Source organism: Clostridium saudiense, assembly GCF_000577815.1.
Taxonomy (GTDB): domain Bacteria; phylum Bacillota; class Clostridia; order Clostridiales; family Clostridiaceae; genus Clostridium; species Clostridium saudiense.
This window is the reverse complement of sequence record NZ_CBYM010000019.1, coordinates 20,694-37,668: the sequence shown is the minus strand read 5'-3', so window position 1 is coordinate 37,668 and position 16,975 is coordinate 20,694. Positions and strand designations below refer to the sequence as shown.

The window sequence follows — 16,975 nt, the reverse complement described above, 5'->3', positions numbered from 1 at the left end:
CTCCTATTTATTATTTTTTCTTATATGGATTTTCACCTGTCCACTCTATTATTTTTCCATTTTCTATATTAATTTTATTAACAGCCTCTTGATCAGCTACAATAGATTTTAGAGATTTATATGTAATATCCTGTTGTAGTAAATCATGCAGCCCTTCATAATCTTGTAAAAAACCATTATTAATTAATTCCTTTAATTCAATATCCATGTTTATCACTTCTCCACTTGATAAAACATGATAAACTACATTTCTTGATTGAACTATTATATTTGTCTTTTTAGTTCTATTAATATATCCTGATACAGTTGGTACTAATACTGCTGCTAAGATTACTATAATAGCTATAACAGACATTAATTCAATTAATGTAAAAGCCTTTTTCTTATTTTTTATCCTCATAATTTCCTCTTAAAAAATCAGGACCAAAAGGTCCTGAAAATAAAGAAATAATTATAATTTTATTGAACTGTTGTTGCTAAATCAGCAAAATCATTTCCATCTAATACAATCTTATTAAGACTATTTGGATCAGAATTAATCATAAAAGCTTCTTTAACTGTCATCTCTTCTATATTTTTAATGGCATTAATTTCTAATAAATCACTTCCAATTAATGATGGTAAATCACCAATTTCAACATTTTCATTGTTAGTTAAAGTATATTTATCAGTTTCATTAGGTGCTGTAATATTAAACGTCTCCATAGCCCCTACTGCATTTCTAACTTGAGTAATTATAGCAGTCTTCTTCGATCTAGTAATATACCCAGATACAGTTGGTACCAATACTGCTGCTAAGATTGCTATAATAGCTATAACAGCCATTAATTCGATTAATGTAAAACCTTTTTTCTTTTTCATTTTTGTTAAGTTCATTACTTATCCCTCCATATTTTTTTATGTAATTATTTTATATAAAGAGGTTGTCCCTCATTTATAACTTGATTTAACTTATCACTTGCCATTCTAAACTTAAACCTGTCTAAACTGCCCCCATAACTTGGAACATTGGCATTGCTATGGATATTACTACAAATCCAACAACAATAGCTAAAAATACTATCATAATTGGTTCAATTAAAGCAGTTAATTTTTGAAGCGCAAAGTCTGCTTCTATTTCATAATACTCTGCTGTTTTCTTAAGAATATCATCCAAACTACCTGTATCTTCTCCAACCTTCATCATTTGAGTTAACATCTTAGGAAATATTCTTCTTGATTCTAATGTATCCCCAATTCCTGCACCCGTAGTAATTAACTTTGTAGATTCATCAATAGCTTCTTTTATAAATTTATTATCAACTGCATTACCTGCTATACTCAACGATTCGATAATATTCATTCCACCTTTAACTAACATTGCAAAGGTCCTAGCAAATCTTGCAGTAAATATTTGTTGTGTTATTTTGCCTAAATACTTGTCTGTTACTAAGAATTTATCAATTTGATACTGTATAGGATAATTAGTATCAATAAATAATTTTTTTACAACTATTATTGCAATTACTATTAATACTAATAATAAAAAATTCGAATTAATAAAATCGCTAATAGCAATTACTATCTTTGTTGGTATTGGAAGCTCTTGTCCCGCAGATAATATACTATCAACAAAGGTTGGAACAACAAAACTTACAAGGCCCATAACTATACAAATAGCAAATACTAATAAAAATTTCGGATAAGTTAGTGCTGCATCTATTTTCTTCTTTTGCCTATGTTGCTTATCATAATAATCAGCCATTTCTTCCATTACCTGATCTATATTTCCTGTTGCTTCTCCAACTTCAACCATTGCAGTAAGCATAAAAGGAATATCTTTATGTTTACGAAAAACCTCAGATAAAGCACTTCCTTTTTGAACTTCTTCATGTACATTATCCAATATTTTTCTTAACCTCTTATGTTCAATTTGATCTTTAATCATTCCTATAGCTCTAAGCATTGGAACACCTGCAGATAAAGTAAAATAAAATTGTCTACAAAGAATTGCTAAATGATCAAAAGGTATTCCCTTTTTAATATTAAACTCTAATGTAGCACCTTTATTATTCTCTCTTACTGAAATTGGGAATATCCCTTTGCTTCTAAGCATTTCTTTTACATCATCTTGTGTTTCAAGATCAATCATTCCTTTAACTGTAGAACCATCTAATGATTTACCTTCATATAAAAAAACAGGCATTTATCATTTCTCCTTTAATCACCTAATAAAGTTACTCTTAACAATTCTTCTACTGTAGAATTACCATTCAATACAACATTCATTGCAGACTTGTTTAATGTTTTCATATTATTTCTTAATGCAGCATTTGTAATTTCTTCTAGTGGTTTATCTGCATTAATTAAGTCTCTTATTTCCCTATTAATTTCCATAACTTCATATATACCAACTCTTCCCTTATATCCAGTATTGCTACATCTATTGCAGCCTACTTTTCTGTATAAAGTTAAGTCTTGATATTTAGGCACTCCTAAAATTTCTTTTTCATAATCACTTGCTATATATTCTTCTTTACAATGAATACATAGTTTTCTTATAAGTCTTTGAGCTATAATTCCTACTAAAGCAGATGAAACAAGATAAGGAGCAACCCCCATATCTTTTAATCTTACTATAGATGATGGTGCGTCATTAGTATGTATTGTACTTAGAACTAAATGTCCTGTTATAGCAGCTCTAACAGCTATTTCGGCTGTTTCAGTATCTCTTATTTCTCCAAGCATTACTATATCAGGGTCTTGTCTTAATATTGATCTTAATCCTGAAGCAAATGTTAATCCTGCTTTAGTATTAACGTTTACTTGATTAATCCCATCCATTGAAAATTCAACTGGATCTTCTACAGTGATTATATTTTTATCTTCTTTATTTAAATCCCTTAATAAGGAATAAAGAGTCGTTGATTTACCACTTCCTGTTGGCCCAGTAACTAATACTATTCCATGTGGCTTATTAATAATTTTATTTATCTTATCTAAATCATCATCAGCAATACCAAGTACTGATTTATCAACATTAAATGCACTTTTATCTAATATTCTTATAACTATTTTTTCACCATTTACAGTTGGTAAAACTGACACTCTTAAGTCTACATTTTCATCATCAACCCGAGTAAATATTCTTCCATCCTGCGGAATTCTTTTTTCTGCAATATCCATATTACCCATAATTTTTATTCTGGTAATCAGACCAGCCAATGGTTCCTTTGGTGAGTCAAATTGCTTTTGTAATGCTCCATCAATTCTATATCTTACACAAACCCTATTTTCAAATGGCTCTATATGTATATCACTTGCTTTACTTCTTACTGCATTTTGAATGATAGAATCAACAAGTTTTACAGCAGGTGCATTTTTTATATCTTCACTTAACTCTTCTTCAAGTACCTCATTAATTTTTTCTTGATTCCTAAATTCTTCTGCAGTTTTTTTCATATAATCTTCTGAATAATATTTTGATATTGCTTGTGCTATTTCAGCTTTACCACATAAAGCAATTTTAACTTCATATCCAGAAGCAATTCTAACATCATCCTCTGCTATTATATTAAGCGGATCATTCATTAAAACTAATAATTTACCTTCAATAAACTGAACTGGAAATACATTGTATTTTTTAGCTAAGGATTCAGAAATCATCTTAACAGCTTTTCTATCTACTGTTATCATATCTAAATAAATTCTTTGTATTCCAAGCTGTATCTCTAAAGCCTGTAATAAGTCATCCTCAGTAATAAAACCTCTTTCTATCAATACCTCTCCTATTTTATTACCTGTTTCTTTTTGAATCTTTAGCGCTTCTTGTAAGTCATTTTCTGTAATATAGTTAAGTTCAATTAACATATCACCTAACCTTTTTCTTCGATTCATTTTTCCTCCATGTAATACTTTAATATAAGGTTTATGTATATTTTTATTACTACCTTTTAAGTAATTATTTTTATTACTATATCTTAGTATAATTAGTAAACTATTGATATTCAATCATAATCTCATTTATTATTTAATTAAAAATTTAGTTAAAACAATCCTAAATAAATATCTATTAGCCTACTTCCATATAAGCAAGCTATTATTCCACCTATAGCTAAATATGGACCAAATGCAATCTCAGCTTTTCTTTCTTTTAACTTGAATATCAAGATTATGGTAGCAACTATTCCCCCTAAAATTATGGCTAAAAATAAAGTCACTAAAATACCTTTTATACCTAAAAATAATCCGCATATAAGTGCTATATCAATATCGCCCTCTCCCATACCTCTAGTTAAAATAACAATAAGGTATATAATACCAAACCCTATAAATGCACCTGCAATATAATTCCAAGGTATTGATTTTGTCTCCATCCATTCTAATACTGCAAATAATATTCCAGATACTACTCCAAAAACTACTGTTGAGTTATAAACATATTTGGTTTTAAAATCAATAAACCCTATTACTATTAAAAGTGATGCAAATAAACAGAACTTAAATAAATTTAAAGTAAATCCAAATTTTAAATAAATTGCTATATATAAAATTGCGTTTAATATCTCAACTATTGGATATTGTATAGAAATTTTCTCCTTACAACTTCTACATTTTCCACCTAAAAATATATAGCTTAACACTGGAATCAAATCTTTAGCTTTTAATTCATATCCACAATTAGTACAATGTGATGGTGGAAATGCAATTGATTCTTCGTTTGCTATTCTACAAATGCATACGTTTAAAAAACTTCCTATTACTAATCCAAAGATTACTACTAAAAAAATATCCATTACTACTCCTTAAAACAAAACTTACATTATATTATTATAGAAACAAATAATTGTAATTAATACTAATTAATTATATAGTACCATTTTTTATTACTATTTTCCATGTTTTATTCATTTTTTGTATTTTTTTGTATTTTCCTACAAAAAAACTTTTCTTTTCTAATTATATCTAATAATAAAATAAAAATAAGGTTATTACTAACTCATAGTTATAGTTAATAATAACCTTATTTATTGAAATGTTAATTTTTATTTATATTAATACATTCCATCCATTCCGCCCATTCCTGGTGCACCTTGCATTGGTTGTTCCTTTTGTGGAATATCAACTACAGCAGCTTCAGTAGTTAAGAATGTAGAAGCTACAGATGCAGCATTTTGAAGTGCACTTCTTGTAACCTTAGTTGGATCAACTATTCCAGTCTTAATCATATTTACATATTCATCATGTAAAGCATCATATCCCATTCCAGCTTCACTGTTCTTAATTCTTTCAATAATTACAGAACCTTCAACTCCTGCATTAATAGCAATTTGTCTCATTGGCTCTTCTAATGCTCTTACTATAATGTTAATACCAACTTGAGTATCAGCAACATCTGATTTTAATTCTGCAACCTTGTTAATAACATTAACATAAGCTGTTCCACCACCTGGTACTATTCCTTCTTCAACCGCAGCCTTAGTAGCAGCTAAAGCATCTTCTATTCTAAGCTTTCTTTCCTTAAGTTCTGTTTCTGTAACAGCACCAACTTTAATTACTGCAACACCACCAGAAAGTTTAGCTAATCTTTCTTGTAATTTTTCTTTATCAAATTCAGAAGTAGTCTCTTCTATTTGCATCTTAATTTGATTAATTCTTTCTTTTATATTAGCACTATCGCCTCTACCATTTACTATAGTAGTATTATCCTTTGTTATCTTAACACTTTCAGCTTGACCTAGCATATCTAAAGTAGTTTCTTTTAAATCTCTTCCTAACTCTTCAGAAATTACTTGACCACCAGTTAAAATAGCTATATCTTGAAGCATTTCTTTTCTTCTATCTCCAAATCCTGGAGCCTTAACAGCAACACAGTTAAATGTTCCTCTTAACTTATTAACTACTAATGTAGCCATTGCTTCACCTTCGATATCTTCAGCTATTATTAATAACTTCTTACCAGCTTGAACTATTTGCTCTAATACTGGTAATATTTCTTGTATGTTTGTAATCTTCTTATCAGTTATTAAGATTAATGGATTATCTAATACTGCTTCCATTTTTTCAGTATCAGTTACCATATAAGCTGAAACATATCCTCTATCAAATTGCATACCCTCAACTACTTCTAGTTCAGTACCCATTGATTTAGATTCTTCAACAGTAATAACTCCTTCATTACCTACTTTTTCCATAGCATCAGAAATAAGCTTACCTATTTCTTCATCAGCTGCAGAAATAGCTGCAACTCTAGCTATATCTTCCTTACCACTAACTGGTTTAGAAATTTCTAATATTTCACTAACTGCTTTATCTACAGCTTTTCTTATACCATTTCTAAGTAACATTGGATTTGCACCAGCTGTTACATTTTTTAATCCTTCTCTTATAATAGCTTGAGCTAAAAGTGTAGCTGTTGTAGTACCATCCCCTGCAACATCGTTAGTCTTAGTTGCAACTTCCTTTACTAATTGAGCTCCCATATTTTCATATGGATCTTCTAATTCTATTTCTCTTGCAATTGAAACACCATCATTTGTTATAAGTGGTGAACCAAACTTCTTATCTAAAACTACATTTCTTCCTTTAGGTCCTAATGTTACCTTTACTGTATCAGCTAGTTTATCAACACCAACTTGCATTGCTCTTCTAGCTTCTTCTCCGAATTGAATCATCTTTGCCATAATAAACTTACCTCCCAATTAATTATTCTACTATTGCTAATATATCGTCTTGCTTTAATATAATATATTCTTCACCGTCAACCTTTACGTCTGTTCCTGCATACTTAGAATATAACACCTTATTTCCAACTTCTACATCCATAGGAACTCTCTTTCCTTCAACCATTGCCCCTGGCCCTATTGCAACAACTTCTGCTTCTTGTGGTTGCTCTTTTGCTGTTCCTGTTAAAAGTATTCCACTCTTTGTAGTTGTTTCAGCTTCTAATTTTTTTATTACTACTCTGTCACCTAATGGTTTTATATTCATAAATAAACCCTCCTATATTTCATTTGTTAGCACTCACTTTAATAGAGTGCTAATATCTTTATATTTATAATATAATTTATAAAGTAAACTTTCAACAATTACTTTCTATATTATTACCTTACTAAGGTCAAATATTACTAATTATAGTAATTTATTTTTAATTTACTTTGTTTTCCATTATTTTTCTTGCTATTTTAAATTTTAATTAAATATCTATAATAGATGTAATACCTTTTTTATATGCCTTTAAAGCACACCCTAATAAAATCCATACTATAGGTGCTACTATTATTACACTAATATTAAATATACTTTGAATAATATATGTAAATACCACAATAAATAGAATTTTAAATTTATCATCTTTAATATTCTTAAATAATCCAAATAAAATCAATATTAATACTGAAATATATGAAATCACAGTAAAAATCCCTCCACTAGCAGCATACTCTAAAAACTCATTATGCGCCTTATCAAAATAATCATTTGTTGGACCTGCATAGCTCATATATTTTTCATAATAATCATCCATTAATCTTAATCTTAAAGTATCTGGACCTTGTCCCAAAAACGGACTATCTATAAAAGCATTATAGGCCATCTTCCAAATAAATATTCTACTCGATCCAAAGCTATCCTCTATTTCAACATCATCACTTACTACTGAAGTTGCAACAGTTTTTCCCTCATTAATTATCATTAAGGCTCTATTTGTTATTGCTCCTGATGAAATATAATTTAAACTTAAAAATATACTTGTAAAAAGTATAAATACTATAATAGCTCTATTTAAGCACTGTTTTCTTCTTATAATAAATATAAACCCAATCAATGCCATTACTCCAAATGCTACCCATCCACTTCTAGTTGTTGAACAAAGTAATGCCGAAAACATTAACGTAGTACAAAATAAATACTTTTTACCTCCGTTAAAAATATAGTAAGAAAGGTATATAGCTATAAATATTAATATGTATGTAGAAAAAAAGTTTCTATGTCCTATAGTTCCCATAGTTGTAGGCATTAATATGTCACCCAATGCAAATTTTTGAATAGGATCAATACCAAAAAATTGCATTATTCCATATATACTCATTAATGTAGGTGCTATAAGCATTATATTCCACATAGTTTTATTAATTTTAAAATACGTTGACGATACAATAAATAATAAAATATAAATAGCTATTGTAAAAAATCCCTCATCTCTATGATAATTACCCCAAAAAGCTTCATATTTATAGTCTGAAAATATTGCTGCTATTAATAATGTAAATAAAAATATCACAGCTAAAATACTTTCTTTATATAATTTAATCTTTTTATCTTTTATCACTATTATTAATAAAAGTATTGCTGCCGGATATAAAAACATTGACCTACTATTTGTATATACTGGCTTACTTACTGGCAATACAATAAAAGGTAAAACCAATATAATGAAATATAATATCCCCCTTATTATTGCTTCGTTATTAATCTCCTTAAATAAAATCGAATTTTTAATCTTTTCCCCCATTAAATACCTCTTTCTTATGTAACTTATAATTATTTTATCCTTATTTTTAGTTACAGTATATTTTTCATCTTAACATAAAATTCCATGTATTTAAATAAGCTGTGATTTCATCATACTATAGACAAATCCACAGCTCTATCTCATAACTTATTTATACAATAAATATCTTATATCAATTTTTATAACAATAACTATTAGTCTTCAGAAGGCATTCTTTCTAAATTAACATCTTCAAATTCCTCAAGAGTTCTATTCTTAAGAACAGCCTTAATAGTAGTTCCATTATTAATCTTAGTAAATGCAGCCTTAGCTCTCATTGGAGGAGCAATTACTCCTGCACCATTGATACATCCACCTTCACACATCATACCTTCAATAAAGTTTCCTGGTAACTTACCAACCTTGGCAAGCATCATAGTTTTTTTACAGTCAAGTCCTGAAGTTGGTATTGGTTTAAAGTCAACTTCAACTCCACTATCTGCAATATAATTCTTAATAGCTGCAGTCAATCCACCTGAAGCACCAAAGTTTCTTCCAAATACAGATGCATCATTAACATTTTCTTCTTCACATTCAAAAGGATTAACATCAAATGCTTCAAATAAAGCAAGTAATTCTTCAAATGTTAAAACATAATCAACTGCATCTTCTATTCCTATTCTAACAGCTTCACTCTTTTTCGCTGTACAAGGACCTATAAATACAACCTTAGCTTCTGGATCAACTTTCTTTACATACCTTGCTGCTGCAACCATTGGAGATACAGTTCCAGAAATTCTATCTTTTTCAGTTGGGTTAGTTTTTTCAATGAAATTTAAAAATCCTGGGCAACAGGAGTTAGTCATATATTTATCTCCTCTTTCCATTCTTTCAACAAATTCATTAGCTTCATGAACTGTTACTGCATCAGCTCCTAATGCTGCTTCAATCATTTCCTCAAATCCAAGTGCTCTTATAGCATTTCTAATCTTACCATAATTCATAGTAGGACCAAATTGACCAGTTATAGCTGGTGCAACAATTGCATACATCTTTCTATTTCTTCCAAGCCTCTTTGCAACTGGGACAATTAAGCTCTTATCAGAAATTGCTCCAAAAGGACATGCTCTCATACATGAACCACAATTAACACATAATTCCTGTTTAATCATAGCTCGTCTGTCATTAGGATTAATATCTAAAGCTCCTGTTGGACATGACCTCTTACAAGGTCTCATAACTTCAGATATAGCATCATAAGGACATGCTTTTTTACATCCCCCACATTCCTTACATAGCTCTTGATTTATATAAGCTCTTCCATTTACTATTGTAATAGCTCCAAAATTACATGCACTTTGACATCTATGAGCAAGACAGTTTCTGCATGAGTCTGTTACATTGAACTTGTTTATAGGACATCTATCACATGCTGCTTCAATAACATATATAATTTGTTCATCAGGTCTAATATCAATTAAATCTGGCTCAGCATTATCACCATTAGCAAGATATCCAGCTGCAAGCTTGGCTCTTTCTAAAACAATAGCTCTTTCTTTATAAACACAACATCTATATTGTGCAACTTCACCTTTAATAACCTCATAAGGAACCTTTTCAATACTTTCTAAACTAATTTCATCATTTTTTGCAAGTCTTGCAACTTCTGTTAATACCTCATGCTTTAACTTTTTAAGCTGAGTTTCAAACTTGAACATTTAACCACTCCCCTCCGTACTGTATACCACTTCTAATTATACAATATTTTCCCAATAACTTCTTTTCTTTTTCGAATATTCTGATAATATTTTTTCATATTTAAAGTTCAACATTTATCCTCAAAATCACATTTAATTTTATTTTTTTATAAATTAATTTCTAAATTTACTTATAAAAAAAATGATAGGATTTCCTTTTACAAATAAATCCTATCACTTCTTTAAAATAACTTAATAAATATACTTAATCAATTATAAAAAACTTCAATATTAATATATTTTTTCATCAGTCTTTATTATAAAATCAACTAATGCTTCTTTAATATCATCAATTAATTCAACATCTACAATTGACATATTATCATCATCAGTATGAACAACTCCTGTAATACCATCTTGCCCTATTACTAATGAAGCAGCATTTTCTCTTCTAAATGACATATGATCACTGCTACCTACAACTGCTCCTTCTTCATTCATTGCATAAGGAACCATCTCATAGTAAACATCATCTTCATCTAAAACTTCAATAAAATCATCATATAACTCTTGAGATGCAGGATCATTATTTTTCACTGCTAATCCTTCATTTCCTTTAACTCCAACACAATCAATATTGATATTATACCAATCATCATATGTTTCTTTAAATTCACTTACAAACTTTCTACTACCTATTAATCCAAGTTCTTCAGCATTAAATGCAGCAAAAATTATATCATATGGTGGTTTTTCATCACTATAATAATTAGCTAATTCCTTAGCACTTTCAAGTAAAACTGCAACACCAGATGCATTATCAATTGCACCTTCTATTTTGCTAACACTAATTTGTTGTGAATCAGTGTTGCTAGCTGCCTCTTCATTTTTCTTCCTTACTGTTACATGGTCAAAGTGAGCTGAAATTACAATTGCCTTAGAACTATCTTCACCTTTAATAACTCCAATTACATTATCAACTTCATTTTCATTATCTCCAGCAGGATTAAATATAGACCTCATTTCTTTATTTAAATCCACCTCTTGAAAATAGCTTCCATTATTAAATGGCTCTAACCCAATTGCTTCATAATAGTTTTTAATAAACTCTGCTGATTTAGTATTTTCATTAGTTCCTACTACTCTGGATAAATATTCATCACTAGTAAGTTCATTCATTATACTTTCAACATTTAAATCCTCTGGATTTTTTCCTGCTTCATTGTATGAACCTTGTTCCTTTGTTAATACCCCTTTACTAAATACACTTTGTTTAAAGCTACTTCCACATCCAGTAAAAAGCAAGCTTACTACTAATGCACTTGATATTATTGATATTAACCTCTTCTTTATATACATAGTAACCTCCCATAAAGTTATTAAGCTTTTGTCATTTTCACTTAGCTTATCCCTCTTATAACAATTCTATACATAACTTTAGTTACTATTCTACCTTTATATTGTTTTCCCTTGCATAATAAAATAAATATTGCTGAGCCATACCTGATAACTCTCCAAATTTATCTCTTCCAAATACTCTTATTTTATTTAATGATACATCTGGTGCTAAATAGAAATGTATCATTGCTCTTTTTATCCAAACATCAACTGGGAAAGCTGATTTTTTAGCCATTGAGAAAAGCATTATACAATCTGCAACCTTAGCTCCAACCCCCATAAAGTTTTGAAGCGCCTTATGACATTCATCAGTTGGCAATGACTTTATATATTCTAAATCAAACTGTTGTAATTCTTCATTTAAAGTTCCATTATTTTTAGCTTCAATTGCAGCATTAACCTTTCCTATTGTATCTACTATGTATTTACTTCTAAAAGATGCTCCTGTTTCTTTTATTTCTTCTAATGTTGCTTCTTTTAATTGTTCTGGAGTTGGGAATGCATAATATATATTTCCTTTATACTCAATTTTATCTCCCCATCTTTCAGATATCTTTTTAATAGTCTTCATTATTGAAGGAATACTATTTCTTGCTGATATTATAAAGCTTATTAACATTTCAAAAGGATCTTGATTTAATATTCTTATACCATAACCAAACTCAACACTTTTTCTTAAAAGTTCATCTTTAGATAATTCTTCTTTTATTTCTCCATAATTAACTTCTAAATCAAAATATTGTTTCCATATTTCGTTAAAGTCTTTCATATTAGTATTAAGTATTGTTACTGTGCTTCCCTCTTGAATTACTTCTATAACTCTTCTATATGCAACAATTATGTAGTCTGTATCAGTTATTCTCTCCCATCTAAAACATTGACCACATTCTAATATTTGTTTTATATTAAAATCTTTCACATTTTCTAATATTATTGAATTTTCTTTTTCTATTATATTTGTATAGTTCATTTCACACCTCGTTACTATAATAAGTTTTAAATCTTATCATTTATATTTTTATTGTTTCTAAGTTCATATTTTTATATTCTAAAGATAAATATTATTAATTAATAAATTCTATCTATTATGCTATATTAAATAAATTTATTTTTCAATATATTTCAAAATACTATTATCCATATACATTTAATAAAAATTCACTTTAATATCATCATTTTATTAAATAAGCCGTTATAGTTAAAATACTAAAACTATAACGGCTTATTTAACAAATTTGATTACTATACTTTATATTATAATAATTCTTTTCTTTCCCTATCTATTAATTGAATAATAATCTTTATAATCTTCAATTAATTCCTGTAGAACTTCAGCTGATACTATCATCATTTTTGAACATCTTGTTTCGCATTCATAATATTTTTCTTTTAAAGATATACAATCTAATGAATTCATTCTTCTATTAAATTCATATAAAAATTTAGAAGTCATTTCTCTAACATGTGGACTTTGGTGCCCTCTTTCTGTAGTGAACATTATCCCTAATGCTGCTATTGCTCCTGTTGCTGCACCACAAACACTTCCTATTGCCATTCCTCCACCAAAAGATGCCATTGTCATTAAAGTCTGCTTGGAAATATTTAAATCATAAACTTCATTAACTGCTACAAGCATACATTCTGCACAATTTAAATCATACTTTTTATCATAATATTTCATTGTAGTTTCTACTAACATTTAATTAATCTCTCCCTATAGTTCACATTTTCATTAGTTATATACCAATGGCACCTATCCTATAGCATTCCAATTGTTATTTCCTATATAAACAGGGTAAAGTCTTACAAAGACTAGCCATTAGATAAAGTTACATACTCATTTATAACATTAAAAACTTTCTTAAGTAACTGATCCATATTCTTGCCTCTTAAAAAGTTCATTTCGATTTCTATTCCACCAGTTAAAAATAACTTTATTTCTGAATCCATATCAAAATGCCCTGCTGTTTCTATTGCATAAGTAACTATTTTGCTATATGGAATCGCATAATATTCTGTTTTCTTACCAGTTATCCCTTGTTTATCACATATCAAAATCTTTTTATCTGTAAATAAGGCTGCATCTCTAACAGTCTTTACTGCAAATAGTGGTTGCTCATTTCTACTTACAAAATAAAGTAATGATTTTGGTATCTCTACTTCTCCATAAAAATTAAACACTCTTTTATTATTGTTAGTTTGATCTTCCATGTATTAACTCCACTCCTTTTACTATGCTAATATTTACATATCCTTTTATAAACCTTAGTACTTTATTATGATAATTATACCATAATACAATAAAGAGCAACTACCCGTCGATAGTTGCCCTTTAAAGTTAAATTAAAACGCTTATTTCCAATATATTATTTAAAATATATTATATCTCTTTAAATATATCATTAATTAATTTTAAAAATTTATAATTATCTTAATATCAATTAAGCATTATAGTTGTAGAATCCTCTTCCTGTTTTTCTACCTAACCATCCTGCTCTAACATACTTTCTTAAAGTACTACTAGCTCTATATTTAGTATCTCCAGTTTCATTATATAAAACATCCATAATAGCTAAACAAACATCTAATCCAATTAAATCCCCTAAAGCTAAAGGTCCCATTGGGTGATTTGCACCATATTTCATAGCTGTATCTATGTCTTCTACTGATGCAATTCCTTCTTGAAGAATAAATGAAGCTTCATTAATCATTGGAATAAGTATTCTATTAACTACAAATCCTGGAGCTTCTGCAACTTCTACTGGTTCTTTCCCAATTGCTAAAGATAATTCCTTAACAGCATCAAAAGTTTCTTGAGAAGTAGCCATACCTCTGATAATTTCAACAAGCTTCATTATTGGAGCTGGGTTAAAGAAATGCATTCCTATAACCTTTTCTGGTCTACTAGTTGCTGAAGCAACTTCTGTTATTGATAAAGAAGATGTATTTGAAGCTAAAATAGTTTCTGGCTTACAGATCTTATCTAACTCAGCAAATATTTCTTTCTTAATTTTCATGTTTTCAATTGCAGCTTCAACAACTAAATCACAATCTGCAGCTAAATTCATATCAGTAGTTCCTGAAATTCTAGATAAAACATCTTCCTTAGTTTCTTCAGTCATTTTTCCTTTAGCAACTAATTTAGATAAACTCTTATTAATTCCAGCAAGTCCTCTTTCAACAAACTCATCTTTTATATCTCTAACTATTACTTCATATCCCTTTTGAGCAAAAGCTTGAACTATTCCTGCACCCATAGTTCCTGCACCTAAAACAAAAATCTTTTCCATATCTAAACCTCTCCCCTTTTAACAGTGACAAGTGATAATTGGTAAATTACAAGTTGTTATATGACCATTTGATTACCACTTTATCTTGATTCTGTTATTATTTAATTCTCAAATTTTTTACACCATAATTTCTTTATTTCATCAACATTATTTTTATTAAAGTAAAAAAATCCTAGGCTATTTTACTTTATACATTATTATAAAAATATGATTGGCCACTTATATTTTTATAATTTTAATGTTTATATATTTATATTTTTCCCCGAATAAATCAAACTAGATTCTGCACACTAATGGTTCTTCAGAATCAACAGATTCTTTTAATTTACTTATCATTTCTGGAATAACTTTATTTAAATCTCCCACTATTGCATAGTCTGCAACCTTCATTATTGGAGCAGTTTCGTCTTTATTTATAGCAATTATCATATCTGATTCTTGCATACCAGCAACATGTTGGATTGCTCCTGAAATACCACAAGCAACATAAATTGTAGGTCTTACTGTCTTACCAGTTTGTCCAACTTGATAATCTCTTTCAATCCAACCTTTATCTACAGCACCTCTTGATGCTCCAACAACTCCACCTAAAACTGTTGCCAATTCTTGTAAAAGTGCGAAGTTTTCTTTACTTCCAACTCCTCTACCACCAGCAACTATAACTTTAGCTTCTCCTATGTCAACAATATCCTTATTAGCCTTTACTACTTCAACAACTGTTGTTCTAATATCTGACGCTTCTAATTCAACAGAAACATTTTCTATAGTATAGTTTTCTTTCTTTTCAGTTAATTTAGAAAAAACTCCAGGTCTTACTGTAGCCATTTGTGGTCTATGATTTGGACATGCTATAGTTGCCATTAAGTTACCACCAAATGCAGGTCTTGTTGCAAGTAAGTCACCATTCGTAACATCTACTTCTAAAGATGTACAATCTGCAGTCAATCCAGTTGAAAGTCTAGCTGCAACTCTTGGACCTAAATCTCTACCTATGAAAGTAGCCCCTATAAATAATATTCCTGGCTTTCTTTCATTTGCTAATTCACAAATAACTTTTGTATATCCATCAGTTGTATAATTTTCTAATGCTTCATGTTCAGCTACTAATATTTCATCAGCACCATGTTCTCCTAAAATATCTGCTAAACAAGCAACATTATTTCCTAATAATACTGCAGTAAGTTTAACTCCTAATTCATCAGCTAATCTTCTACCTTCTCCTAATATCTCTAATGAAACCTTTTGTAATTCACCATTTCTTTGTTCAGCAAATACCCAAACGCCGTTATATTCTGATATATTCATCTCCAATTACCCTCCTATTATCTTAGATGTAGTGTTTTTCCTTTAACTTTCCTAAAACATATGCTACTGCTTCTGGAGCTGATTCTTTAATAATTTCTCCTGCACCTTTAGCTTCTTTAGTCATAGATTTCTTAACCTTTGTTGGAGAACCTTTTAATCCTAGTTCTTCAACAGGTATATCAAGGTCTGCCGCAGTCATAATTTTCACTTCTTTATCTACTGTATCGAAGATATATTGAACATTCATATATCTTGGATGATTTAATTCTTCAATTGCAGTTAAAAGCACTGGTGTTTGAACTTTTATTAATTCATATCCATCTTCTAATGCTCTATTTACTAACAATCCATCCTCTTCAACTTTAACACCTTGTACATACGTTACTTGTGGAACACCTAAATGTTCTGCTATTTCAGGACCAACTTGTGCAGTATCACCATCAATAGCTTGTCTTCCACCAAAAATTATATCGTAATCTAATTGTTTAATTGCTGCTGCAATAGTCTTTGAAGTTGCTAATGTGTCAGCTCCCCCAAATGCTCTATCTGTTAAAAGGATAGCTTCATCAGCTCCCATGCATAAAGCTTCTCTTAATGCATTTTTTGCTTGAGGAGGTCCCATACTAACTACAGTTACATGAGCTCCATAGTTTTCTTTTAATTGTAAAGCTGCTTCTAAAGCATGCTTATCTTCTGGATTTATTATTGAAGGAACACCGTCTCTTATAAGAGTTCCTGTTTTTGGATCTATTTTTACAACTGTTGTATCTGGTACTTGTTTTAAACAAACTACTATATTCATTATTAAAAGCCTC

16 protein-coding genes are annotated in these 16,975 nt (G+C 29.3%); all 16 read right to left on the bottom strand.

The genetic code is table 11. The features are described 5' to 3' along the window. Nucleotides 1-10: 10 nt before the first annotated feature. The gene (locus tag TY07_RS10390; RefSeq protein ID WP_042399205.1) at nucleotides 11-400 is read right to left on the bottom strand and encodes a type IV pilin protein; all 390 of its coding nucleotides are present in this window, start codon (nucleotides 398-400) and stop codon (nucleotides 11-13) included. A 59-nt stretch (nucleotides 401-459) separates the two neighbouring features. Next, the gene (locus TY07_RS18745) at nucleotides 460-876 is read right to left on the bottom strand and encodes a prepilin-type N-terminal cleavage/methylation domain-containing protein (RefSeq protein WP_052330693.1); all 417 of its coding nucleotides are present in this window, start codon (nucleotides 874-876) and stop codon (nucleotides 460-462) included. Nucleotides 877-982: 106 nt separating this feature from the next. Then, nucleotides 983-2,185, bottom strand: a complete 1,203-nt coding sequence (locus TY07_RS10380; RefSeq protein WP_042399203.1) for a type II secretion system F family protein — start codon at nucleotides 2,183-2,185, stop codon at nucleotides 983-985. A gap of 14 nt (nucleotides 2,186-2,199) precedes the next feature. Beyond that, nucleotides 2,200-3,876, bottom strand: a complete 1,677-nt coding sequence (locus TY07_RS10375) for a GspE/PulE family protein (RefSeq protein WP_042399264.1) — start codon at nucleotides 3,874-3,876, stop codon at nucleotides 2,200-2,202. A gap of 149 nt (nucleotides 3,877-4,025) precedes the next feature. Further along, a complete protein-coding gene (locus TY07_RS10370; protein WP_042399201.1) occupies nucleotides 4,026-4,775 on the bottom strand; it encodes a prepilin peptidase in 750 nt (249 codons plus the stop codon). Between the two features lie 258 nt (nucleotides 4,776-5,033). Then, nucleotides 5,034-6,662, bottom strand: coding sequence for a chaperonin GroEL (groL, locus tag TY07_RS10365; protein WP_042399199.1), 1,629 nt, complete (start codon nucleotides 6,660-6,662; stop codon nucleotides 5,034-5,036). A 22-nt stretch (nucleotides 6,663-6,684) separates the two neighbouring features. After that, complete coding sequence (gene groES, locus TY07_RS10360; RefSeq protein ID WP_042399195.1) at nucleotides 6,685-6,969, bottom strand: co-chaperone GroES; 285 nt, start codon at nucleotides 6,967-6,969, stop codon at nucleotides 6,685-6,687. A 205-nt stretch (nucleotides 6,970-7,174) separates the two neighbouring features. Continuing rightward, nucleotides 7,175-8,491 (bottom strand): O-antigen ligase family protein, encoded by a 1,317-nt coding sequence (locus TY07_RS10355; RefSeq protein ID WP_042399192.1) that lies wholly within the window; start codon nucleotides 8,489-8,491, stop codon nucleotides 7,175-7,177. 194 nt (nucleotides 8,492-8,685) lie between these two features. Further along, nucleotides 8,686-10,188, bottom strand: coding sequence for a 4Fe-4S dicluster domain-containing protein (locus TY07_RS10350; protein ID WP_042399189.1), 1,503 nt, complete (start codon nucleotides 10,186-10,188; stop codon nucleotides 8,686-8,688). 270 nt (nucleotides 10,189-10,458) lie between these two features. Then, nucleotides 10,459-11,526 carry a M28 family metallopeptidase gene (locus TY07_RS10345; protein WP_042399186.1) on the bottom strand — a complete coding sequence of 356 codons (1,068 nt, stop codon included), beginning with the start codon at nucleotides 11,524-11,526 and terminating at the stop codon, nucleotides 10,459-10,461. Nucleotides 11,527-11,611: 85 nt separating this feature from the next. Then, a complete protein-coding gene (locus tag TY07_RS10340; RefSeq protein ID WP_042399183.1) occupies nucleotides 11,612-12,535 on the bottom strand; it encodes a DNA-3-methyladenine glycosylase family protein in 924 nt (307 codons plus the stop codon). Between the two features lie 306 nt (nucleotides 12,536-12,841). Beyond that, on the bottom strand, nucleotides 12,842-13,264 hold the full coding sequence (locus TY07_RS10335; protein ID WP_042399180.1) for a C-GCAxxG-C-C family (seleno)protein: 423 nt from the start codon (nucleotides 13,262-13,264) through the stop codon (nucleotides 12,842-12,844). A 113-nt stretch (nucleotides 13,265-13,377) separates the two neighbouring features. Further along, the gene (locus TY07_RS10330) at nucleotides 13,378-13,776 is read right to left on the bottom strand and encodes a PH domain-containing protein (RefSeq protein WP_042399177.1); all 399 of its coding nucleotides are present in this window, start codon (nucleotides 13,774-13,776) and stop codon (nucleotides 13,378-13,380) included. A 230-nt stretch (nucleotides 13,777-14,006) separates the two neighbouring features. Then, the gene (locus tag TY07_RS10325) at nucleotides 14,007-14,855 is read right to left on the bottom strand and encodes a 3-hydroxybutyryl-CoA dehydrogenase (protein ID WP_042399175.1); all 849 of its coding nucleotides are present in this window, start codon (nucleotides 14,853-14,855) and stop codon (nucleotides 14,007-14,009) included. Between the two features lie 276 nt (nucleotides 14,856-15,131). Further along, nucleotides 15,132-16,160, bottom strand: a complete 1,029-nt coding sequence (locus TY07_RS10320) for an electron transfer flavoprotein subunit alpha/FixB family protein (RefSeq protein WP_042399172.1) — start codon at nucleotides 16,158-16,160, stop codon at nucleotides 15,132-15,134. 22 nt (nucleotides 16,161-16,182) lie between these two features. After that, a complete protein-coding gene (locus TY07_RS10315; RefSeq protein ID WP_042399169.1) occupies nucleotides 16,183-16,962 on the bottom strand; it encodes an electron transfer flavoprotein subunit beta/FixA family protein in 780 nt (259 codons plus the stop codon). Nucleotides 16,963-16,975 lie beyond the last annotated feature (13 nt).

Bases quoted from the DNA above. Each gene is read 5' to 3' on its own strand.
- TY07_RS10390 (WP_042399205.1), bottom strand. From the start codon at position 400: ATGAGGATAAAAAATAAGAAAAAGGCTTTTACATTAATTGAATTAATG.
- TY07_RS18745 (WP_052330693.1), bottom strand. From the start codon at position 876: ATGAACTTAACAAAAATGAAAAAGAAAAAAGGTTTTACATTAATCGAA.
- TY07_RS10380 (WP_042399203.1), bottom strand. From the start codon at position 2,185: ATGCCTGTTTTTTTATATGAAGGTAAATCATTAGATGGTTCTACAGTT.
- TY07_RS10375 (WP_042399264.1), bottom strand. From the start codon at position 3,876: ATGAATCGAAGAAAAAGGTTAGGTGATATGTTAATTGAACTTAACTAT.
- TY07_RS10370 (WP_042399201.1), bottom strand. From the start codon at position 4,775: ATGGATATTTTTTTAGTAGTAATCTTTGGATTAGTAATAGGAAGTTTT.
- groL (WP_042399199.1), bottom strand. From the start codon at position 6,662: ATGGCAAAGATGATTCAATTCGGAGAAGAAGCTAGAAGAGCAATGCAA.
- groES (WP_042399195.1), bottom strand. From the start codon at position 6,969: ATGAATATAAAACCATTAGGTGACAGAGTAGTAATAAAAAAATTAGAA.
- TY07_RS10355 (WP_042399192.1), bottom strand. From the start codon at position 8,491: ATGGGGGAAAAGATTAAAAATTCGATTTTATTTAAGGAGATTAATAAC.
- TY07_RS10350 (WP_042399189.1), bottom strand. From the start codon at position 10,188: ATGTTCAAGTTTGAAACTCAGCTTAAAAAGTTAAAGCATGAGGTATTA.
- TY07_RS10345 (WP_042399186.1), bottom strand. From the start codon at position 11,526: ATGTATATAAAGAAGAGGTTAATATCAATAATATCAAGTGCATTAGTA.
- TY07_RS10340 (WP_042399183.1), bottom strand. From the start codon at position 12,535: ATGAACTATACAAATATAATAGAAAAAGAAAATTCAATAATATTAGAA.
- TY07_RS10335 (WP_042399180.1), bottom strand. From the start codon at position 13,264: ATGTTAGTAGAAACTACAATGAAATATTATGATAAAAAGTATGATTTA.
- TY07_RS10330 (WP_042399177.1), bottom strand. From the start codon at position 13,776: ATGGAAGATCAAACTAACAATAATAAAAGAGTGTTTAATTTTTATGGA.
- TY07_RS10325 (WP_042399175.1), bottom strand. From the start codon at position 14,855: ATGGAAAAGATTTTTGTTTTAGGTGCAGGAACTATGGGTGCAGGAATA.
- TY07_RS10320 (WP_042399172.1), bottom strand. From the start codon at position 16,160: ATGAATATATCAGAATATAACGGCGTTTGGGTATTTGCTGAACAAAGA.
- TY07_RS10315 (WP_042399169.1), bottom strand. From the start codon at position 16,962: ATGAATATAGTAGTTTGTTTAAAACAAGTACCAGATACAACAGTTGTA.